We start from the raw sequence: 14,181 nt of genomic DNA, 5'->3' as shown, positions 1-14,181 counted from the left end.
CTACGCTCTATAACATTTGGTTTTAGTTTTTATTTTGCTTTTAGCCACAATAATATCTGCAATATCTTCATCAAAAAATTCCAGCACGCTAAAGAGCGCTAAAAACCCTAAATACAATAAAAAAGCGCTCAACAAATCAATCCAAGGGAGCAAGATAAAAGGCGCAAAAACAGAAATCAAATAAGATTTAGCGTTCAGCCATAAAAACTTTTCTTTAACCGAAATTTCACGCAAATTCTTCACGCTCGCTGATAGGATAATCATTAAAAAATTCCCATAAACCAATTCGCCAAACTCGGGGCTTTAAAGAATAAAAAAATCCCAAACACCACGCCAAGGATCGTGAATAAGATCTCTTTCCACCGGTCCAAATTCCTCCACACATAAATGGCGATCCCTATGAAAATCACCATTAAAATCCCCTTAGCGATGGGGCTTTTGAGCTGGGCTTCTAGGGCGTTAAAAAACCCTTCTAATCCTTCAGCGAACAAACTTGAAACGCACATGCCTACTAAAAAAATGATTTTCAAAAAATGAGCGGACATCATAACCCTTTTTGTTTAATTTTAATTAACTTTCTAAGGTTTAATTATCTCAAAAAAACCATAAAAATCCTCTAAAAGGGGGTCAAAAGGGGTGGTTTTATCTTTAAAAGGGGTAAAAAAGCAAAGCTAAAGAGAAAAAAGCCTTACTACTCTACGATTTGATAGACATAAGAAAGATTAGCGTGTTCCTTGGTTTGTAGGGCGTCCTCTTCTAAGAGGTTTTGAATCTTTTCAAAACTGTATTGTAAATGGTTGTAAGCAACAATCACCACCTCATCGCCTTTTTGTAAGAAATGCTCTTGCGCAAAAGGCATATAAGGGGTAGCCCCGATCGCAAAAATCATTTTGGTAGGGAAATTATGGCGCTCTAAAAAAGGCCTTAGAGCCTCTAAAGAATCGCCATCTTGTTGGTAGTTTAATTGGTTTTTAATCCAATCTAAGAGTTTTTGATAAAAAAACTCGTATTTGAGCAATTTGCTGTTCTCCCCATAAACATGCCAAACATTATCGTATTTCAAAAAAGACGCGATAGAAAAATTATTACACACCCCCCCATAAACAAACCTGTCAATAGGCAATTTCTGCCCTATACCTTTAGAAGCCGGTGAAAAATTCTTTTTTTGGGAGAGCTTTGCGGCGTCTAAATTACGCACAGAAGCGTCATTAAACGCCATGAAAAAATTAGGCACAAGCTTGGTTACCAAATGTTTTTCATCGTATTTGACATCGCATTCTAAAGCGATTTCTGGCTCTGCTTGCACTTTCAAATCCAAATCACCAGGCAAAATAATCTTATGGTTATTAATGCAACAACGCCCCAAATAGCAATTCTCATACGGGATATAAAAAGGGAACAACCCCTTAGGGGCGTCCTTTTCTTCGCTTTTCATGTTAATAAAACTATGGCTCTCTCCTGCTTGCTCCAAATGCCCTGCAAAATTCCCCACCACACCAAAACCTAAAAACTCTTGCATACAGACCTCCTAGCAAATCGCTTAACACTGATCAGAACTTTTTCCATTATAGCATAAAAAGAAAACCCCTAAAAACTCTCAAAAACTCCCTTTTAAGACTCCTTAGCAGAAATCCCAGTCGTCTTTAGCGGTTGGGATGAATGCTACCAATTCATGGTATCATATCCCCATACATTCGTATCTAGCGCAGGAAGTGCACAAAGTTACGCCTTTGGAGATATGATGTGTGAGACCTATAGGGAATGCGTTGGAGCTCAAACTCTGTAAAATCCCTACTATAGGGACACAGAGTGAGAACCAAACTCTCCCTATGGGCAACATCAGCCTAGGAAGCCTAATCGTCTTTAGCGGTTGGGCACTTCACGCGAATAAATACTCTCTAGTGCTCTCTTTATCCAAAGGGTAAAGTTCGCGCTTTTCATCCCCTATTTGAATGAGATAAGCTTGATCTTTTAAAGTCTTAGCATAGCCTAGAGCGATACGGCCGGCCAATTCTTTATCTTCTTGGCTGGCGTTTTTATCCACCAAACTCAAAGGACCTTTACAGCCTAGTAATTCAATCTTATCCATTAAGGGGTGTTGAATATCCAATTTATGGTTTTCTTCTTCATTCCTTGCCACCACCAAACGAGCGTTATGGGGTAAGACAAAATAGCGCCCAATTTTGACGATCACGCTGTCTTCAAACACCATTTCTCTGTATTCTTTCAAATTCTTAATCTTATTACTCACTTGAATGTCCGTAAGCAAGCACCCCCCACCTGGCTTTTCATAATATTTCAAGCCGTAATCTTTGATCATTTGCAATTGCCTGCTTCGCCCCCTACCACTCACATCTAAAAGCTTTTCTCTATCAACAAAACCCTTTTTTTCCATAAAAGTAGGCTCTAAGAGTTTAGCGCTCATGGGCCTTAAGAGCAATTCGTCTAAAAATTGCGGTTTTTCACCGCTTGCTTGCGTTCGGTCTAAAACGGGATCAAAACGAGCCTCTTCGCCCACTTCTCTGACTAATTTCCTCACCTGATTGAGCGCTTCTTTCCTTTGGGATTTAGGGCGTTGCCCCAACACTTCCCCGCTCAAAACAAAATCCGCGTTCAATTCAAGCATTTTATAAAAAGCGTTCCTAAACATGTTGGCATGGCAATCAATGCAAGGGTTGAAATATTTCCCATAGCCGTATTTGGGCTTGAACAACACATCGTTAAAAAACTGCTCTCTAATATCGCACACTAGGAGCTTAGCCCCGATTTGCGCGGTGGCGTTTTCAAAATACTCTCTTTTATCTTTATTCCCCCCAAACCCTATATTAAAGTGCAAAGCGGTTACCTCAATGCCTTGATCGATGAGTAATTTCATGGACAACAAACTATCCAACCCCCCACTAAATAGGGCTAAAGCTTTTATTTTTTTCATATGGCGACTAATTCTCCTTGTTTTAATTTCATAATGGCCTGGCGAGCCTTTTTTAAACAGATCATTTTTTCGCTAAAAGAAAGCGGGCTTTTAGGGATTTCTTTGAGTTGGCGCTCAAAATAGCGCAAAATCAACAAACGCAATTCCTTTTCAAACCCCCCTTTTTTTAGAGGTAAATTCGCATCTAATAATAACGCAACTAATTTAGGGTCGTCCAATTTTTCTTGACACAAAGCGTCAAATTCTTGTTTTTTATGCAAGAATACCCCACTATGGATATAGCCCACCGCCAAATCCAACAAGCTCCTGTCTTCTAAAAGATAGCGGATCACTAATTTTTCTAAAAATTCCAAACTCATCGTGTTAGGAACATGCGCGAACTTTTGAGCAAGATTGGGTTTTTCTGTTTTGGGGTAAAAAGGCTGAAAAGAAGTTCGCTCTCTAACCCCTAAAACATGCAAAGGCACTTGTAAAAGAGAAGCGATTAAGGGCTTGTATTCATTTTGTAAAAGCAAGGAAAAGTTTTTTAAAAACCCTAACATTTCTTTAAGGGCCTTATCTTTTTCTAAAGGATCGTCTAAAAGATAAGAACCCGCCATGCGCCTTAAAACAAATTCAATGAAAGCCATGGGGCGCGATAACAAGTCTTTTAAGGTTTCAATCTGGCCATTAGCGATCATATCCGCTGGGTCTAGGTTGTTTTCAAACAAAATCACCCCCCCTTTTCTTTGCTCTTTAGCCAACATCAAGCTCGCTTTATAAGCCGCGTTTCGCCCTGCCTTATCCCCATCATAGCTCAAGAGGATTTCTGGCTCGCCTTTTTTAAGCAAGGGCAAATGCGATGGCGTTAAAGCTGTCCCAAGCGTGGCTATGGCGTTTTTAAAACCCGCCTGGTGCAATAAAATCACATCCAAATACCCTTCTGTAACGATGACTTGCTTTTGTTTATAAATGCGTTCTTTAGCCAAATGATAGCCATAGAGCAAACTGGATTTATCAAAAAGCTTATTTTGAGGCGAATTGATATACTTGGCCGCTTTTTCTTTTAAGGTGCGCCCTCCAAAACCCACCACTTGAGCGCTAGGGCTATAAATAGGGAACATGATGCGATCCAAAAAGCGCAAATAGGTTTTATCCTTTTTATCGCTCTTGCCCAGCACGCCTAATTCAATGAGCTTGTCCTTATTCAAGCCTTTATTTTCAATGCCGTAATCAATTTTATTCGTGCATAAGCCTAACTTAAACGCTTTGATGCTCTCCATGCTAAGCCCTCTTTTTTGCAAATAATTCAAAAAAAACGGGGCGTTAAAAAGCTCTTCTTGATACAACGAGCTCACCATTTCTAAAAGGTGGTAGTCTTCTTTATGATCGTAATAAACGCCTTTGCCATATTCTAAAGCCACATTGAATCGGTGGGCTAATTTCTCTAATGCTTCCACAAACGAAAGCTTTTCAAATTCCATCACAAATTTAATGCTATCCCCGCTCGCCCCACACCCAAAGCAATGGTAAAACCCTTTAATTTGATTGACGCTAAAACTCGCGCTCCTTTCTTCATGAAAAGGGCAACAAGCCATGTAATTAGAACCTGATTTCCTCAAATCCACATAAGAGCTAATGACTTCTACAATATCTATCGTTTGCAAAAGGCGATCAATGGAACTTTTAAGAATCATTTTTCATGCTTTCTTCATCGTGCTTTCTTGTTGTAACTCGCTTGAATGAATTATACTCAATAAATAAAATCTTTATTGATAACGCCCCCTTTTCTAATCCTTATATTTTTAAACTAATGAAACTTTATACAAATAGACTTAATAATCCTTATAGTTATATTATTAGCTTTGTTTTTATGGCTTGACTTATCCCTAAAAATGCGCTATAGTTATGTCGCTTAAGAATACTAAGCGCTAAATTTCTATTTTATTTATCAAAACTTAGGAGAACTGAAATGAAGTTTCAACCATTAGGAGAAAGGGTCTTAGTAGAAAGACTTGAAGAAGAGAACAAAACCAGTTCAGGCATCATCATCCCTGATAACGCTAAAGAAAAGCCTTTAATGGGCGTAGTCAAAGCGGTTAGCCATAAAATCAGCGAGGGTTGCAAATGCGTTAAAGAAGGCGATGTGATCGCTTTTGGCAAATACAAAGGCGCAGAAATCGTTTTAGACGGCACTGAATACATGGTGTTAGAACTAGAAGACATTCTAGGCATTGTGAGTTCAGGCTCTTGTTGTCATACAAATAGTCATGACCATCAACATGCTAAAGAGCATGAATCTTGCTGTCATGATCACAAAAAACACTAAAAACATTATTATTAAGGATACAAAATGGCAAAAGAAATCAAATTTTCAGATAGTGCAAGAAACCTTTTGTTTGAAGGCGTGAGGCAACTCCATGACGCTGTCAAAGTAACCATGGGGCCAAGAGGCAGGAATGTGTTGATCCAAAAAAGCTATGGCGCTCCAAGCATCACCAAAGACGGCGTGAGCGTGGCTAAAGAGATTGAATTAAGTTGCCCGGTGGCTAACATGGGCGCTCAACTCGTTAAAGAAGTAGCGAGCAAAACCGCTGATGCCGCCGGCGATGGCACGACCACAGCGACCGTGCTTGCTTATAGCATTTTTAAAGAGGGCTTGAGGAATATCACGGCTGGGGCTAACCCTATTGAAGTGAAACGAGGCATGGATAAAGCCGCTGAAGCCATTATTAATGAGCTTAAAAAAGCGAGCAAAAAAGTAGGCGGTAAAGAAGAAATCACCCAAGTAGCGACCATTTCTGCAAACTCCGATCACAATATCGGGAAACTCATCGCTGACGCTATGGAAAAAGTGGGTAAAGACGGCGTGATCACCGTTGAAGAAGCTAAGGGCATTGAAGATGAATTAGATGTCGTAGAGGGCATGCAATTTGATAGAGGCTACCTCTCCCCTTATTTTGTAACAAATGCTGAGAAAATGACCGCTCAATTGGATAACGCTTACATCCTTTTAACGGATAAAAAAATCTCTAGCATGAAAGACATTCTCCCGCTACTAGAAAAAACCATGAAAGAGGGCAAACCGCTTTTAATCATCGCTGAAGACATTGAGGGCGAAGCTTTAACAACTCTAGTGGTGAATAAATTAAGAGGCGTGTTGAATATCGCAGCGGTTAAGGCTCCAGGCTTTGGGGACAGAAGAAAAGAAATGCTCAAAGACATCGCTGTTTTAACCGGCGGTCAAGTTATTAGCGAAGAATTAGGCTTGAGTCTAGAAAACGCTGAAGTGGAGTTTTTAGGCAAAGCCGGAAGGATTGTGATTGACAAAGACAACACCACGATCGTAGATGGCAAAGGCCATAGCCATGATGTTAAAGACAGAGTCGCGCAAATCAAAACCCAAATTGCAAGCACGACAAGCGATTATGACAAAGAAAAATTGCAAGAAAGATTGGCCAAACTCTCTGGCGGTGTGGCTGTGATTAAAGTGGGCGCTGCGAGTGAAGTGGAAATGAAAGAGAAAAAAGATCGGGTTGATGACGCGTTGAGCGCGACTAAAGCGGCTGTTGAAGAAGGCATTGTTATTGGCGGCGGTGCGGCTCTCATTCGTGCGGCTCAAAAAGTGCATTTGAATTTACACGATGATGAAAAAGTGGGCTATGAAATCATCATGCGCGCCATTAAAGCCCCATTAGCTCAAATCGCTATCAATGCCGGTTATGATGGCGGTGTGGTCGTGAATGAAGTGCAAAAACACGAAGGGCATTTTGGTTTTAACGCTAGCAATGGCAAGTATGTGGATATGTTTAAAGAAGGCATTATTGACCCCTTAAAAGTAGAAAGGATCGCCTTACAAAATGCGGTTTCGGTTTCAAGCCTGCTTTTAACCACAGAAGCCACCGTGCATGAAATTAAAGAAGAAAAAGCAACCCCAGCAATGCCTGATATGGGTGGCATGGGCGGTATGGGAGGCATGGGCGGCATGATGTAAGCCCCCTTGCTTTTTAGTATGATCTGCTTTTAAAATCCCCCCCTTCTAAAATCCCTTTTTTGGGGGGCTTTTTATCTCACAAAACCGCTCGCTTTGAAAAACGCGCAACAAAAAATCTCTGTTAAGCTTTTATCGTTAGCGCTCCATTAAAACAAAATCTAAAAACTCTTTCCAATACCACCCAAACAAACGCGCAAAAAATGCAAGATTCTAAAATTTTCTCCAAATGACAAAAAAAAAAAACGATTTCATGCTACAATGCTTTTAATACATTCTTACTTAATGTATAAAATTCCAATCACTCAATTTAATTTCAAAGGATATTTATGAAAAAAACCCTTTTACTCTCTCTCTCTCTCTCGCTTCATCGCTTTTAAACGCTGAAGACAACGGCTTTTTTATAAGCGCCGGCTATCAAATTGGCGAAGCCGCTCAAATGGTGAAAAACACCGGCGAATTGAAAAGACTTTCAGACACTTATGAAAATTTGAGCAATCTTTTAAACAATTTTAACAATCTCAATCAGGCGGTAACGAACGCGAGCAGCCCTTCAGAAATCAATGCTGCGATCGATAATTTAAAAGCGAACACGCAAGGGTTGACTGGCGAAAAAGACAATTCCCCGGCGTATCAAGCCGTCTCTTTAGCGCTCAATGCGGCGGTGGGCTTGTGGAACGTGATAGGCTATGCGATAATGTGCGGGAATGGGAATGGCACAGGGAGTGGGCCTGGTAGCGTTATTTTCAATAACCAACCAGGAAGCCAGACAACGAGCATCACTTGCAACCGGTATGAAGCGACTGGTCCTGGTAAATCCATGTCTATCCGAGAATTTGAAAAACTCAATAAAGCCTATCAAGCTATCCAACAGGCTTTAAAGAGTGGGAGTGGGTTTCCTGTCTTGGACGGGAAAGGCACAGAAGTGACCGTAACCTACACCTACGAATGCAAACAAACTGCTAATATTAATGGGGGTGTGGATCAATTCTGCCAACAAAATGGCAATAATAATGGTGTAACTAGCACTGGTAGCAACAACAAAGAAACGCAAAGCTTTACCTTCACCAATACCGCTCAAAACCTTTTAGAACAAGCCAGCACGATCATGAATGTCCTTAACACCCAATGCCCTTTGGTGCGATCCACGCATGATGAAAACGCTCCGGGTAATGGTAGCCCATGGAACATCAATACAAGCGGGAATGCGTGCCAAATCTTTGCCACTGAATTTAGCGCCGTTACTAACATGATCAAAAACGCCCAAGAAATCGTCGCGCAAGCTCAAAGCCTTAACCAGCAAAGCAATCAAAACGCGCCGCAAGATTTCAATCCTTACACCTCTGCTGATAGGGCTTTCGCTCAAAACATGCTCAATCACGCGCAAGCGCAAGCCAAGATGCTTGAACTAGCCGATCAAGTCAAAACCAATCTCAGCACTATCCCTAGTCATTTCGTTACAAACTACTTGGCAGCTTGCCGCAATGGGGGTGGGACATTGCCTAATGAAGGGGTTACTAACAACACTTGGGGAGCGGGTTGCGCGTATGTGGAAGAGACCATAACGGCTTTAAATAACAGCCTTGCGCATTTTGGCACTCAAGCCGAGCAAATCAAGCAATCTGAGTTATTGGCGCGCACGATACTTGATTTTAGAGGCAGTCTCAGTAATTTAAACAACACTTATAACAGCATCACCACGACCGCTTCAAACACGCCCAATTCCCCATTCCTTAAAAATTTGATAAGCCAATCCACTAACCCTAATAACCCCGGGGGCTTAAAGACCGTTTATCAAGTCAACCAAAGCGCTTATTCGCAATTATTAAGCGCCACGCAAGAATTAGGGCATAACCCTTTCAGACGCGTTGGATTAATCAGCTCTCAAACCAACAATGGTGCCATGAATGGGATCGGTGTACAAATAGGGTATAAACAATTTTTTGGTGAAAAGAGAAGGTGGGGATTAAGGTATTACGGCTTTTTTGATTACAACCATGCCTATATCAAATCCAGCTTTTTCAATTCAGCTTCTGATGTGTTCACTTATGGGGTAGGGACAGATGTCCTTTATAACTTCATCAATGATAAAGCCACCAAAAACAGCAAGATTTCTTTTGGGGTGTTTGGAGGGATTGCGTTAGCCGGCACTTCGTGGCTCAATTCCCAATACGTGAATTTAGCGACATTCAATAATTTCTATAGCGCTAAAATGAATGTGGCGAATTTCCAATTCTTATTCAACTTGGGCTTGAGGATGAACCTGGCTAAAAACAAAAAGAAAGCGAGCGATCATGCGGCTCAGCATGGCGTGGAATTGGGCGTGAAGATCCCCACGATCAACACCAATTACTATTCTTTACTAGGCACTCAACTCCAATACCGCAGGCTTTATAGCGTGTATTTGAATTACGTGTTTGCTTACTAATGTTTGGCTCTTTGTGAAACTCCCTTTTTTAAGGGGTTTCTTTTGAAGCCTTTGTTTGGGGGTTTCTTTTTTAAAGTCTTTCTTTTTTAAAGTCTTTCTTTTTTAAAGTCTTTCTTTTAAACTCTCTTTTTTTTGGGGGTTTTTTAAATTATTTTTTTTGAACTCCCTTTGTTTGAACTCCCTTTTTTGGGGGGTTTGATGAGAAATCCTTTTTAGCGTTTTTAGTGATTAGTTAGTGGGAAACTTGGCGTTAATTAAGCGGTAATCTCTTAAAAAAGCACTTCTTTAGGGGGTTTAGTGGGGTAAAAGGGGGATAGTTATTCCAAAATACTTCCTATATTCTCAAGAAAATAAAACAAAACTCAATAAAATGAGTTTTATTATAAAATAAGATCTAAAACAATAAAACAAAACCCCATTTTTTAAAAATGAAATTTTTTAAACAAAAAAAGCATTAAATCCTAATAAGATTTGTTAGATCTTGATAAAGCTTTTTTAAAACCCCAAAACTAACACTAACCAACATTAAAACGCATGGCGTCTATTGTGATCCTTATGGCATTAAAGCGCAACCAATTTTTTATTTAAGCAAAAAGCTGTTATGCCGTTTTAAGAGCGTGTCATTTCTTTGAAAACCGCAATATTTTTCAATTATTCTTGACAAGCGTTAAAAAAAATTGTATCATTATCTTTTTGTGAGACCCGTTAGCTCAGCTGGTAGAGCAATTCCCTTTTAAGGAATGGGCCGTTGGTTCAAATCCAACACGGGTCACCATTTGAGCGTAGTGGCTCCTTCATCTAGTGGTTAGGATACCACCCTTTCACGGTGGTTACAGGGGTTCAAATCCCCTAGGAGTCACCACTCTTTTAGTATAGATTTAGTTGGATTTTATCTCAATATTGTGGTCGCTTAGCTCAGTTGGTAGAGCGCTACCCTTACAAGGTAGATGTCATAAGTTCGAGTCTTATAGCGACCACCATTTTGACTTAGCTTCAAGCATGCGTTTTTAGGCTATGGGGTTTTGATAGGGAGCGGTAGTTCAGCTGGTTAGAATATCTGCCTGTCACGCAGGGGGTCGCGGGTTCGAGTCCCGTCCGCTCCGCCACCAAACGCTTTTAAAATCATTTCCTACGCTTTTTCATATAATAGTTAATCGTTAAAAATGACCCTTTCATCTAGTGGCCAAGGATACCACCCTTTCACGGTGGAAACGGAAGTTCAAATCTTTCAAGGGTCGCCACAAAGATTTCAAACTACACCCACAAATTATCTAAAAGCCTGGTTTTACCCACACGAGCCGCCACCAAAATGAGCGTGTTAGTTGGCTCTATGGTTTTTAAAGGCTCTAGTTTGTGGTTACAACATTCCAAATAATCCACTTCTAAATTTTTTAAAATTTCAAGCCCTAGTTTTTTCAGTTTTTCGCACGCTTTTTCGCCCCTATCTATGGCCTGCTGGATATTTTCTAGAGCTTTTGGAATGGCTAGGGCTTGTTTTCTTTCTGTTGCATTCAAATACACATTCCTAGAGCTTAAAGCCAAATGATCGCTATCTCGCGCAATCTCGCATGGCGTTATTTCAATGTCTAAAAGCAAATCTTTGACTAAATGCTGGATGATTAAAAGCTGTTGGGCGTCCTTTTTACCAAAATACGCTCTAGTGGGATTAGTAAGATGGAACAATTTTAACACGACCTGAACAACCCCATCAAAATGCCCATGACGCACCGCACCCTCTAAAGAGCGGGATAAAAATTTAGGGGCGTAGAGTTTCAGGCGTTGCTCTGCTTCATAGGGATACATTTCGCCAATTTTAGGTGCAAACACCGCACTAACGCCTAATGTTTCACACAAAGCCAAATCCTTTTCTAAAGGGCGCGGGTAAGCGCTAAAATCTTCGTTAGCCCCAAATTGCGTGGGGTTGACAAAAACGCTTACAATCGTGTGGGAATTTTCTTTCAAACTCCTTTCTATCAAGCTTTGATGCCCTCTGTGTAAAGCCCCCATAGTCGGCACAAACCCCACGCTTTCTTCCAAACTTTTACGATATTCTCTTAAAGCAGCAATCGTTTCTAACGCTCGCATTTAACAATCCTTTAAAAGCTCTAAAACTACTTCTCTAGGCTCTTTAGCCTGATAAATGGGGCGGCCCACCACGATAAAATCGCTTAAATTTTGTTTGGCTTCTTTAGCGTTCGCCACCCTTTCTTGATCCTCTTTATCGCTTTTATTGAGCCTTATGCCAGGGGTTAAAGTCAAAAAGTCCTTACCTAAAGCCTCTTTGATCGCTAAACTTTCAAGCACCGAACACACCACCCCATCAATCCCGCTCTCTTTACCCATAGCGCTCAATTTTATCGCTTGAGTTTTTAAAGGGGCGTTATACACGCTCAAAAATTCCTCTTCGCTAAAGCTAGTTAAAGCGCTCACGCCCATGATCAAGGGGCGTTTTTTAAGAGCGTTTAAGCGTTGCATTAAAATGGTTAGCGCGCTTTTAGCGCTGCTTAAATGCACGGTGAGCATGTCAATTTCTAATTTCGCGCATTCTAGAGCGGCATTTGCCATAGTATAAGGAATATCATAGAGCTTCAAATCCAAAAAAATCTTAAAATTTTCATCAATCTTTCTGATTTCATCTAAAAAAACAGCCCCGTCTCTTATAAAAGATCTAAGCCCCACCTTAGCCCATAAATCTAAGCCCTTCAATTCTTGCAATAAGGAAAGGTTGTCCTCTTTTTTTTCTAAATCCAATGCGACACACAATTGCATGAAAGCCCTTTAAAGTGTAAAATAACGCCATTATAACAAAAAGAAATGGAAGAATTTTAGCTATGATAAGCGTTTCAAAAAAACCAAGTTTAAGAAAATGAGATTTAAGGGTTAAAGAGTGAAAGCGTTTTTAGGAGCGTTAGAGTTTCAAGAGAATGAATACGAAGAGCTTAAAGAGCTTTATGAAAGCTTAAAAACCAAGCAAAAGCCCCACACTTTGTTCATTTCTTGCGTGGATTCACGAGTCGTGCCTAATCTAATCACAGGCACCAAACCGGGCGAATTGTATGTGATCCGCAACATGGGCAATGTGATCCCCCCTAAAACAAGCTATAAAGAATCCCTTTCTACTATTGCAAGCATTGAATACGCTATTGCGCATGTGGGCATTCAAAACTTAATCATTTGCGGGCATAGCGATTGTGGGGCTTGCGGGAGCATTCATTTGATCAACGATGAAACCACCAAAGCTAAAACCCCTTACATTGCAAACTGGATACAATTTTTAGAGCCTATTAAAGAAGAATTAAAAGATCACCCGCAATTCAGCAACCATTTCGCCAAGCGTTCATGGCTTACAGAGCGTTTGAACGTGCGCTTGCAACTCAACAACCTCTTAAGCTATGATTTCATTCAAGAAAGAGTGATGAATAACGAATTAAAAATTTTTGGTTGGCACTACATTATAGAAACAGGCAGGATTTATAATTATAATTTTGAAAGCCATTTTTTTGAGCCGATTGAAGAAACCATTAAACAAAGGATAAGTCATGAAAACCCCTGAAACAAAAACCCCCAAACCCGTTTTAATCGCTGGGCCATGCGTCATTGAGAGTTTAGAAAATCTAAGAAGTATCGCTATTAAATTACAACCCCTAGCCAACAACGAGCGATTGGATTTTTATTTCAAAGCGAGTTTTGATAAGGCGAACCGCACGAGTTTAGAGAGTTACAGAGGGCCTGGTTTGGAAAAAGGCTTAGAAATGTTACAAACCATCAAAGAGGAATTTGGCTATAAAATTTTAACCGATGTGCATGAGAGCTATCAAGCAAGCGTGGCAGCCAAAGTAGCGGATATTTTACAAATCCCGGCGTTTTTGTGTCGCCAAACGGATCTGATTGTAGAAGTGAGCCAAACTAACGCTATTGTCAATATCAAAAAAGGGCAATTCATGAACCCAAAAGACATGCAATATTCTGTCTTAAAAGCCCTTAAAACAAGGGATAAAAGCATTCAAAGCCCCACTTATGAAACGGCGTTAAAAAATGGCGTGTGGTTGTGTGAAAGGGGGAGCAGCTTTGGGTATGGGAATTTAGTGGTGGATATGCGTTCTTTAAAAATCATGCAAGAGTTTGCCCCTGTGATTTTTGACGCTACCCATAGCGTGCAAATGCCTGGGGGAGCGAACGGGAAAAGTTCAGGGGACAGCTCTTTTGCCCCTATTTTAGCCAGAGCTGCGGCTGCGGTAGGGATTGATGGGTTGTTCGCTGAAACGCACATTGATCCTAAAAACGCCCTAAGCGATGGGGCGAACATGCTCAAACCTGATGAGCTAGAATATTTAGTAACCGACATGTTAAAAATCCAAAATTTATTTTAAAGGAATTTCATGCAAATCATAGAAGGGAAATTGCAATTACAAGGGAATGAAAGAGTCGCTATTTTAACCTCGCGCTTCAACCATATCATCACAGACAGATTAAAAGAAGGGGCGATGGATTGCTTTAAAAGGCATGGGGGCGATGAGAATCTTTTAGATCTCGTGCTAGTGCCTGGGGCTTATGAATTGCCTTTGATTTTAGACAAATTGTTAGAGAGTGGAAAATACGATGGCGTGTGCGTTTTAGGAGCCATTATTAGAGGGGGGACTCCGCATTTTGACTACGTGAGCGCGGAAGCGACTAAGGGCATTGCTAGCACGATGCTAAAATACAGCATGCCGGTAAGCTTTGGCGTGCTGACCACGGACAATATTGAACAAGCGATTGAAAGAGCGGGCAGTAAAGCCGGCAATAAGGGCTTTGAAGCGATGAGCACCCTCATTGAATTGTTGAGCTTGTGCCAAACTCTCAAGGGTTAAA

13 protein-coding genes, 5 tRNA genes and 1 pseudogene are annotated in these 14,181 nt (G+C 40.7%); 12 read left to right on the top strand and 7 right to left on the bottom strand.

The window, feature by feature from the left end:
• The 5 genes from D2C72_07320 to D2C72_07300 all read right to left on the bottom strand — a co-directional run bounded on the left by D2C72_07320 (position 1) and on the right by D2C72_07300 (position 4,608).
• On the bottom strand, positions 1 to 264 hold the full coding sequence (locus D2C72_07320) for a competence protein ComB (GenBank protein ID QEF44029.1): 264 nt from the start codon (positions 262 to 264) through the stop codon (positions 1 to 3).
• Positions 264 to 545, bottom strand: coding sequence for a competence protein ComB (locus D2C72_07315; GenBank protein ID QEF44028.1), 282 nt, complete (start codon positions 543 to 545; stop codon positions 264 to 266). The genes D2C72_07320 and D2C72_07315 overlap by 1 nt, the downstream gene beginning before the upstream one ends.
• Before the next feature lie 146 nt (positions 546 to 691).
• The gene (locus tag D2C72_07310; protein QEF44027.1) at positions 692 to 1,519 is read right to left on the bottom strand and encodes a hypothetical protein; all 828 of its coding nucleotides are present in this window, start codon (positions 1,517 to 1,519) and stop codon (positions 692 to 694) included.
• 360 nt (positions 1,520 to 1,879) lie between these two features.
• Complete coding sequence (locus tag D2C72_07305) at positions 1,880 to 2,932, bottom strand: ATP-binding protein (protein ID QEF44026.1); 1,053 nt, start codon at positions 2,930 to 2,932, stop codon at positions 1,880 to 1,882.
• Positions 2,929 to 4,608, bottom strand: a complete 1,680-nt coding sequence (locus D2C72_07300; GenBank protein QEF44025.1) for a DNA primase — start codon at positions 4,606 to 4,608, stop codon at positions 2,929 to 2,931. The genes D2C72_07305 and D2C72_07300 overlap by 4 nt, the downstream gene beginning before the upstream one ends.
• On the opposite strand from D2C72_07300, the pseudogene D2C72_07295 reads away from it, so the two are divergent.
• The 9 genes and pseudogenes from D2C72_07295 (at position 4,589) to D2C72_07255 (ending at position 10,571) form a co-directional block, all read left to right on the top strand.
• Positions 4,589 to 4,793: pseudogene (locus tag D2C72_07295) on the top strand (hypothetical protein). The gene D2C72_07300 and the pseudogene D2C72_07295 sit on opposite strands and share 20 nt — an antisense overlap.
• Positions 4,794 to 4,883: 90 nt before the next feature.
• Entirely contained in the window at positions 4,884 to 5,240 is a 357-nt protein-coding gene (locus tag D2C72_07290; GenBank protein QEF44024.1) for a co-chaperone GroES, read from the top strand.
• Between the two features lie 24 nt (positions 5,241 to 5,264).
• On the top strand, positions 5,265 to 6,905 hold the full coding sequence (locus tag D2C72_07285) for a molecular chaperone GroEL (protein ID QEF44023.1): 1,641 nt from the start codon (positions 5,265 to 5,267) through the stop codon (positions 6,903 to 6,905).
• A gap of 322 nt (positions 6,906 to 7,227) precedes the next feature.
• Complete coding sequence (locus D2C72_07280; protein ID QEF44022.1) at positions 7,228 to 9,330, top strand: outer membrane protein; 2,103 nt, start codon at positions 7,228 to 7,230, stop codon at positions 9,328 to 9,330.
• Positions 9,331 to 10,029: 699 nt separating this feature from the next.
• A tRNA-Lys gene (locus tag D2C72_07275) sits at positions 10,030 to 10,105 on the top strand.
• A gap of 12 nt (positions 10,106 to 10,117) precedes the next feature.
• Positions 10,118 to 10,192, top strand: a tRNA-Glu gene (locus tag D2C72_07270).
• A gap of 42 nt (positions 10,193 to 10,234) precedes the next feature.
• Positions 10,235 to 10,310, top strand: a tRNA-Val gene (locus tag D2C72_07265).
• Between the two features lie 49 nt (positions 10,311 to 10,359).
• Positions 10,360 to 10,436: transfer RNA gene (locus D2C72_07260), tRNA-Asp, on the top strand.
• A 59-nt stretch (positions 10,437 to 10,495) separates the two neighbouring features.
• A tRNA-Glu gene (locus D2C72_07255) sits at positions 10,496 to 10,571 on the top strand.
• Between the two features lie 13 nt (positions 10,572 to 10,584).
• On the opposite strand, the gene panC is transcribed toward D2C72_07255, so the two are convergent.
• On the bottom strand, positions 10,585 to 11,415 hold the full coding sequence (gene panC, locus D2C72_07250) for a pantoate--beta-alanine ligase (GenBank protein ID QEF44021.1): 831 nt from the start codon (positions 11,413 to 11,415) through the stop codon (positions 10,585 to 10,587).
• Positions 11,416 to 12,099, bottom strand: a complete 684-nt coding sequence (locus D2C72_07245) for an orotidine-5'-phosphate decarboxylase (protein ID QEF44020.1) — start codon at positions 12,097 to 12,099, stop codon at positions 11,416 to 11,418.
• Positions 12,100 to 12,217: 118 nt separating this feature from the next.
• Here D2C72_07245 and D2C72_07240 point away from each other — a divergent pair, with 118 nt between their 5' ends.
• Genes D2C72_07240 through D2C72_07230 form a run of 3 tightly spaced genes read left to right on the top strand, consistent with a single transcriptional unit; the run spans position 12,218 to position 14,180 of the window.
• On the top strand, positions 12,218 to 12,883 hold the full coding sequence (locus tag D2C72_07240) for a carbonic anhydrase (protein QEF44019.1): 666 nt from the start codon (positions 12,218 to 12,220) through the stop codon (positions 12,881 to 12,883).
• Positions 12,870 to 13,700, top strand: coding sequence for a 3-deoxy-8-phosphooctulonate synthase (gene kdsA / locus D2C72_07235; protein ID QEF44018.1), 831 nt, complete (start codon positions 12,870 to 12,872; stop codon positions 13,698 to 13,700). The genes D2C72_07240 and kdsA overlap by 14 nt, the downstream gene beginning before the upstream one ends.
• Positions 13,701 to 13,709: 9 nt before the next feature.
• A complete protein-coding gene (locus D2C72_07230; GenBank protein QEF44017.1) occupies positions 13,710 to 14,180 on the top strand; it encodes a 6,7-dimethyl-8-ribityllumazine synthase in 471 nt (156 codons plus the stop codon).
• Position 14,181 lies beyond the last annotated feature (1 nt).

Origin of the sequence: Helicobacter pylori (genome assembly GCA_008032955.1) — a bacterium.
Classification (GTDB): domain Bacteria; phylum Campylobacterota; class Campylobacteria; order Campylobacterales; family Helicobacteraceae; genus Helicobacter; species Helicobacter pylori_DC.
Note: the sequence above shows the minus strand (reverse complement) of the source record. Positions and strands in the feature narration are given on the sequence as shown.

Bases quoted from the DNA above. Each gene is read 5' to 3' on its own strand.
- D2C72_07245 (QEF44020.1), bottom strand. From the start codon at position 12,099: ATGCAATTGTGTGTCGCATTGGATTTAGAAAAAAAAGAGGACAACCTT.
- D2C72_07285 (QEF44023.1), top strand. From the start codon at position 5,265: ATGGCAAAAGAAATCAAATTTTCAGATAGTGCAAGAAACCTTTTGTTT.
- D2C72_07320 (QEF44029.1), bottom strand. From the start codon at position 264: ATGATTATCCTATCAGCGAGCGTGAAGAATTTGCGTGAAATTTCGGTT.
- D2C72_07310 (QEF44027.1), bottom strand. From the start codon at position 1,519: ATGCAAGAGTTTTTAGGTTTTGGTGTGGTGGGGAATTTTGCAGGGCAT.
- D2C72_07305 (QEF44026.1), bottom strand. From the start codon at position 2,932: ATGAAAAAAATAAAAGCTTTAGCCCTATTTAGTGGGGGGTTGGATAGT.
- kdsA (QEF44018.1), top strand. From the start codon at position 12,870: ATGAAAACCCCTGAAACAAAAACCCCCAAACCCGTTTTAATCGCTGGG.
- panC (QEF44021.1), bottom strand. From the start codon at position 11,415: ATGCGAGCGTTAGAAACGATTGCTGCTTTAAGAGAATATCGTAAAAGT.
- D2C72_07315 (QEF44028.1), bottom strand. From the start codon at position 545: ATGTCCGCTCATTTTTTGAAAATCATTTTTTTAGTAGGCATGTGCGTT.
- D2C72_07300 (QEF44025.1), bottom strand. From the start codon at position 4,608: ATGATTCTTAAAAGTTCCATTGATCGCCTTTTGCAAACGATAGATATT.
- D2C72_07230 (QEF44017.1), top strand. From the start codon at position 13,710: ATGCAAATCATAGAAGGGAAATTGCAATTACAAGGGAATGAAAGAGTC.
- D2C72_07290 (QEF44024.1), top strand. From the start codon at position 4,884: ATGAAGTTTCAACCATTAGGAGAAAGGGTCTTAGTAGAAAGACTTGAA.